The organism is Bartonella sp. ML69XJBT, assembly GCF_028618515.1.
Classification (GTDB): domain Bacteria; phylum Pseudomonadota; class Alphaproteobacteria; order Rhizobiales; family Rhizobiaceae; genus Bartonella.
In genome coordinates this window covers 1-6,403 of sequence record NZ_JAQITB010000056.1, presented here as the reverse complement: position 1 = coordinate 6,403, position 6,403 = coordinate 1, and the positions used below count along the sequence as shown (strand labels likewise).

The following is a 6,403-nucleotide window of genomic DNA, read 5'->3' as shown; positions in this document are numbered from 1 at the left end:
AGTCTATTAAATTGATTCAAAAGAAATAGCGATAACAAAATGAGACAAAAGCAGCAGAAAACCCATAAATCGCTTAAAATAAATTTTATAAATCATGCTTATCAACAACAGAATAGTGAAATTTGCTATTTATTTCACATATCATTCAAGACAAATGCACTATGTGTTTAAAAACATCAGAATGATCATTTTGATGCATTTTACTATAGGTTTTGAAGGTTTCTCAAACCCTCAAAATACCTTCAAAAATATACTATGGGTTGAATTTAAGGTTGTGTTGTCGATATAGGTTGTATTATTAAAATAATAACATATTGAAATATAATAACTTTTATTTTTTTGATTGAAAAAAATATATAAGGGGGCGTAAAAAGAACCCTCAAAACCTTCAAAATCCTCAAAATTAAGAAATAGAAAGACTTTGAAGGTTCATTTTTGAATCTAAGGTTATAAAATTTCCAGATTGCCTATTGTGGTGTCTTATGACTTTTCACTAAAGGATGCCATTCATAACGTATGGTAGGTCGACCGCTTTTAGAACTATTGCCTCCAGAGGTTTCACGAATATAGTTACAACGACATAAAAGCTCTAAAGCTTGCTTAACAGCTTGATTGTCTTTTAAATGCGTCCAACTTCTTTGATGAATATCACGTAAAGTAAAAACATCGGGTAAACAATCACAGCGTTCAACAATTAATTTTGCACGCTCTGCTGTTACTGTATCCCCCGCCGCATAAAGTCTTTTGACATGACTTAACAAATATTTTTCCCATCGCAAGGCTGTTGTAATGGCATAGAGTCCAATTTCAAAACGACCACTATCAAGAAGTTCAAAAATCAACGCAAGGCTTGCTATGGTCTTTGGCATTTTCAAAACATGCGATTGTAAGCTTTCTGAGAAATGACCTCCTTTTGCCTCTCTATGAAGATTTTCTAGCCATTCATAAAATTTCTCTTGTGCTTTTGGCATAAAACGCATGATCAGCGGCTGTTCGGGAGAACCTAGTCGTTTATCACGAAAAGAGCGAAAAACACCTTCATACTTTTGCCAGCCCTCTTGATTTGGCGGTCTATCAACCAATTTCCACTCTTGATTTTCATCGGGCCACACCAGCATTTGAAACCGTTGCAATAAACCATCATCGTTTATTCCACGCTGTATGGCTTGAATGAGGGGAATAAGGCGTGAAGGTTGAATGCCTCCAATGATTGATAAAGTTACATGGGGGATAAAAATAGTTCCACGCTCGATACGGTCATAGGTAAATTGATCATCTCCATTAAAAGCTGTGAGATAAAAAGCACGGTCTGTTTGATATTCCTTTCTTTCCAGATTGGTTAAAAAACCAGCCAGTTCATCACGAACCATTAAGAGACCACGGGGGTTTTCTTTTAACAATTCCCCAAGTTTTTCAACCGTGACATCATTGACAATAAAACGAGAGATATCATCATCATGCCCATTGTCTTGAGAGAGCGTTTCAAACAACAGAGCACGGGCTGTTTCACACTCTCCTTTTTTGAGCGCTTTATTGGCTTGTCTTTCCTTTTCTCTTTTGTCTAAACTCTTTAGTCTCTCTTCAATTTCTTGTTTTTCTTTCTGTTTTAACCACTCTTTATACCATTGCTTTTGAAGGCAAGTAATGGGGGCTAAAGCGGCTTTCATGGCTGGTGTTTTATATGTTGACGATTGACCAATAAGAGCCCCCCAAAGATTAGGAACAATTGTCCAATCATCATATTGTTTTGGAGCAACCCGCACGCCATTGCCAATCACGGCAGCTAAACCGCATAAAGCAGCGACAGCAATAAAATCCATAGGGGCTTGTTGACGCTCTGAAACATCATAAATATAGTCCATGAATGGCATTGGGAGCTGTAATGGATTAAAAGGTTCAACGGGTAAGAGAGCATTCTCAATCGGTTTTAATTCCCCCCAGCCATCTTGTTGCAAGGCTTGTTCATAAGGAATGGCTTTTAAACAAGCATTATCGTTTAAAGAGAGATTATCGTTATCATTGACGGAGGTATTATTCTCTAAAATATTTTGATTATCTTTTGTCATATTACTTACCTTGAATAATAGAGAAAATCGTTGAAATCTAAAGCGTTAGGGGCTTGCATGATAAAGACCTCAAAGCCTTGTCTATAAGCACGTGCAGCTAAGGTAAAACCTGCTTTACGACCCGCATCATCTGCTGGTCTCTGATCTGTTTTGCAGCCATTGGCTTTTAAAAAGGTTCTATGGATTGCAAAGGAACCAGCACCCTTAACAAGAGCAACCAACGCGGGTAGTGTCATTGCTAAGGGGTGTGGGCATTTATCGTGAAAACGTAAATCAGCAGGCAATTCACAAGTAATACCCCGCTTGCGTAAATAGGTTTCTGCTAGCGTATCTTTTATCGGTTGGCTTTGTTGCCAAATCTTTTTTGCTCTTTCTGCTTTCTGTTTTACTCCTTTGAGATCAGCAGAAAACTGTTTTGAAAAAGAGAGCGTGTGATCATAAGTTTTATCAACAAAGGCTTGTGTTCCCAGCAAGCCAATTCTTCTAAGCGCTTGTATGATCTCTCTAAAAGAGCAGCCAGCATAACAAGTGAGTAAGAGACGCCCATCATTTCCATTGGCAAGGGATAAGCTAGGCAATTGATCATCATGGGCTGGACAACGGGCACTTCCATAACGCCCATACCAAACCCCACGCAAGGCATTTGTGATGCCCCGAGCATTTATATAAGAAAACATGTTTTTTATCCTATGATATATTGCACCATAGGACGGATTTTGCTATTCATTCTTTGAGTGAAAATGGAAAGCCTTGTCCGTCCTTACGTGACAAGGTTTTCTTTTATGCGACGTCGTTATAACGTTGCTGTTTGGCTTGCTCTATGACATTCAAAAGATCTGATTGTAACCAACGGGATAAAAAACCAAATTTTAAAGGTTTTGGGAGAGATCCATTGGTCACATGACGGCGGAATGTTGAAACACTCATATGAAGCAATTTTGCACTTTCACGGTCAGTTAAAAGAATATCGTTTTCTGTCATTATAATTTCCTTTCATAATAAAAAATGGGAACAAATCATGCCCATTTATTAAGCACATTTTGGAATCATTAGAAAGGTATTTAGTCTATAGAAAACAGTATTTTATCATACATTTTCTGATGTGATAATTTATGAGTCTCATTGAGAAAGAATGAGAGAAGAGAGAGAGTAAGTTATCCACAGATCATGGGGTTATGCACCCCATATCTTAAGATTGACCTGTGACATAAGCCGCCCATTTATCCATATAGACACGGCGCTGTTCTAAATAATCAGTCCGACGATAGGCACGCTCTACTTTACCACCGACCGTATGACTTAAAATGGTTTCAGCGACCTCATAAGGGGCATCGGTTGTTTCAGCAAGCCAATTGCGTAAACTAGAACGAAATCCATGCGGGCAGGCTTTTAATCCAGTCTGTTGCATATATTGTGACATACAATTTGCAGCAAGGGGACCCCGACCGGTTGCAGAAAAAAAGAAATCGTTGCGAGAAAGCAAACGCGCTTGTTTTAAAATGTCTAATGCTTCTGATGATAGAGGCACACGAAATTCTTTTGTGGTATCCCGTTTTCCTTTCATATTCTCAGCAGGAATAGTCCATATATCCCCATCAACTTGATCTTTATGAATATGACATAAAGGATTGGTACGAACGCCTGTCAGAATAAGCAAACGCAAAGCCAGTTGTGTTATAGCTGTTTTTTGACAAAGTGCTTTATAAAAAGCGGGCACCTCTCTCCAATCCATTGCAGGTAAATTTTGCGTTTTATGACGTTGTTTACCTAAGAGCGCGCGTGCTTTTTCTGTTGCTTGTAAATCAACATCCAATCCTAATGCAGCCGCATGTTTGAGACAAAGATTAAGACGTATCAATGCTGTTCGAGCAGTTCCAGCTTTTATATGCCAGATAGGGGCAAGAACATTGCGTATCTCTGTTTGCGTAATCTCAGAAACGGGTAGACAACCTAGTTTTGGTAAAATATGCAGTTTTAAAGGTGAAAACCAATCCCCAGTTTTACCATCATTTTTTAATTCAGCTTTACGAGTTTCAAAAGCATCCAACGCAATATCTTTTAAGTAATGGAGATTACGCATTGCTTCACGCTTTTGTTTGTTGCGCTCTTTAATAGGGTCACGCCCCTCACGTAAAACAGAACGCCATTGGTTTGCACATTCGCGAGCTTGCTTTAAAGAGACATCTCTTAAAGCGCCCAAGCCCATTTCGCGGCGGCGCCCATGAATGGTATAGCGATAAAGCCATTGAGCACCCCCATCTTTACGTTTATGAAGAAGCAAGCCGGCACCATCATTATATTTTCCAGCCCCCAATGTTGCGACAGACCTTGCATTAAGACGGTTCATAAGAGCCATTTTTAGTCCTTTCTTGTATAAATTTTACCCACACGCCAGCCCCGCTTTTGACGTGCAAGGGAATGATTTTGATTGATTCAAGATAAACAGCTTTGAAATGAGAGAATCTTACGTTATTCGGGACTCTCATTCAATATGAACAACGCTAGATTTCCATTATAAATCAATGTGTTATCTTCCCCATCCATCCCATATAGCCAATAATGTCTTGACTAGGATCTGGAGGCGTCCCATCTCCTTCAACCATTGGCGGCTGAGATTGGGGTTCATAAAACTTCACAAGCGCTTCACGGGCTTGCTTTGCTTGTTCTTCAGCACGTTGCCGATCTTGACTTGGAACAATAATCTCTGAAGGCTTTTCAACGGGCTCTGCAACCGGCTCTGAAGACGCCACATCATCACTGTCAACCGCCCCTCTATCATGATCACTCTCAAAAGAGCTCTCATCATCATAAACAGCGGGTTCTGCCGTATAATCTTCATTTAGTCCTTCATTCATTTGTGCATTCATTCTTTCACCTCTCTCAAATGCTTCTGCCTCTATAACTTGCTGCTCGCTCCCGCATGATTTGATGTTGCGTTTGTTCATTGAGTATGCGCTGGCGTTCAAGCTCATGGCGTTGCTGCATCAATTCCGCTTCTAACTCTGCTCTCTTTTGACGCATGAACAATTCAATCTGCTTTCCTTGTAAATCCATCTGCTGCATCTGGGCTTTGGCGGCAATGTCCTGCTGCTTTTCTTGCAACTTCATTTCCTGCTCGGGATTCATCTGCTGGGATTGTTGTGCCATTTGTTGCTGCTGTTGAAACTTCTCACTCACACGATTAAGCAGAGATGCAGGCAATGGGGAGTAACGCAGCAAATCAAGCATGATATCTGGTGTTACAGCATTTTGAAGCAACGGTAACAATTGCGTGATAATGCCAAAAGTACGCTCTTTCTCATTCGGGCTGGTAGGCGCATCATCAACCACAATATCATAATCAACACTCATCACTGCTTCACGGGTTAAGGGGATATATTGTGCATTCTCCTCCCCTGAAATCCGTACCAAACGACCATCAGAGAGATAATTTTGTATCAAGTGCAAAATGAGCTTGCCTTGCCTTTTGCGATACAAACGCAAACCATCAAACAAACAAGCAAGCAAATTAAGACTGGATTGGCGCCGTTGTGCTTCTAAAATACCAGCTTGTGAGACTTCTCTCGTTCCTATGAACTCTGGTGATAAGCCGGTAACTTGATTAATCGCTTCTTTCGCTTCATTAAATAACTGGAAAAAGCCCGTAGGAAACTGAGAAACCGGTTTTGGCTGTATCTTCCCACCTGCAAGGGCTCCATTTTTTAAAACCGTAATACTATCTGCCCTGCTCCAACTTTTGACTGCTTCTCGCTCATCTTCAAAGGCGCCCCTCTCTGCCATAATCCCGCCTTTGGATTGGCTATTGAGAATGTGCATCACTTGGCTAAAATATTTATTTGCCCATCGCTGCGGGTCTTTTGTCGGACGGACAACCCCATAAAATTGCCGTTCTATCTTGTCAAAATAACCCGTTATACATTCCCACCCCAATTGACCAGTAGGAACCATCGGTTGATCTGGTTCAAGCAAAACTTTCCTGCCTAAAAAAGCACGCTTTACAACCTTTTTGTTAAAAGCCGCTTTAAATTCCTCCTCGCTATAATCACGAAGTTCTCCCGTCGATAAATCGGGTGCCTTGTAATATCTCTCGCTTTCAAACCAACGACATTCAACAAGGGTCACCATCGGCCGCCCATTTTCAACATCAACGCTCCCATCATCACTGTAATAATCACCATCATTGTGATGAATCCCCTCATAAGTACTCCCATCTCTCGCCCAATCCGCACTGAGTTCGCTCCAATGGGCTGTTGGAAACATTTGTCTTGCAACTTCTAAGGGCTTGCGATCTACATACCATAAGCGTTGGACATCGGTTAAATTCGGTTGCACCGCTG

The 6,403-nt window shown here is 40.7% G+C and carries 6 protein-coding genes; all 6 read right to left on the bottom strand.

Translation table 11 applies throughout. The annotated features are described in order from the left end of the window. Nucleotides 1–467: 467 nt before the first annotated feature. Nucleotides 468–2,066, bottom strand: a complete 1,599-nt coding sequence (locus tag PVV68_RS09420; protein WP_273721725.1) for a YfjI family protein — start codon at nt 2,064–2,066, stop codon at nt 468–470. A gap of 5 nt (nt 2,067–2,071) precedes the next feature. Continuing rightward, nucleotides 2,072–2,743 carry a hypothetical protein gene (locus PVV68_RS09415; RefSeq protein ID WP_273721727.1) on the bottom strand — a complete coding sequence of 224 codons (672 nt, stop codon included), beginning with the start codon at nt 2,741–2,743 and terminating at the stop codon, nt 2,072–2,074. Between the two features lie 103 nt (nt 2,744–2,846). Further along, the gene (locus PVV68_RS09410) at nt 2,847–3,047 is read right to left on the bottom strand and encodes an AlpA family transcriptional regulator (RefSeq protein WP_007347430.1); all 201 of its coding nucleotides are present in this window, start codon (nt 3,045–3,047) and stop codon (nt 2,847–2,849) included. 208 nt (nt 3,048–3,255) lie between these two features. Beyond that, a complete protein-coding gene (locus tag PVV68_RS09405) occupies nt 3,256–4,422 on the bottom strand; it encodes a site-specific integrase (RefSeq protein WP_273782951.1) in 1,167 nt (388 codons plus the stop codon). A gap of 163 nt (nt 4,423–4,585) precedes the next feature. Beyond that, nucleotides 4,586–4,933 (bottom strand): hypothetical protein, encoded by a 348-nt coding sequence (locus PVV68_RS09400; protein ID WP_273782950.1) that lies wholly within the window; start codon nt 4,931–4,933, stop codon nt 4,586–4,588. 13 nt (nt 4,934–4,946) lie between these two features. Further along, a partial coding sequence (locus PVV68_RS09395) for a phage portal protein (protein WP_273782948.1) occupies nt 4,947–6,403 on the bottom strand: 1,457 nt, incomplete at its 5' end.

Bases quoted from the DNA above. Each gene is read 5' to 3' on its own strand.
- PVV68_RS09405 (WP_273782951.1), bottom strand. From the start codon at position 4,422: ATGGCTCTTATGAACCGTCTTAATGCAAGGTCTGTCGCAACATTGGGG.
- PVV68_RS09410 (WP_007347430.1), bottom strand. From the start codon at position 3,047: ATGACAGAAAACGATATTCTTTTAACTGACCGTGAAAGTGCAAAATTG.
- PVV68_RS09400 (WP_273782950.1), bottom strand. From the start codon at position 4,933: ATGAATGCACAAATGAATGAAGGACTAAATGAAGATTATACGGCAGAA.
- PVV68_RS09420 (WP_273721725.1), bottom strand. From the start codon at position 2,066: ATGACAAAAGATAATCAAAATATTTTAGAGAATAATACCTCCGTCAAT.
- PVV68_RS09415 (WP_273721727.1), bottom strand. From the start codon at position 2,743: ATGTTTTCTTATATAAATGCTCGGGGCATCACAAATGCCTTGCGTGGG.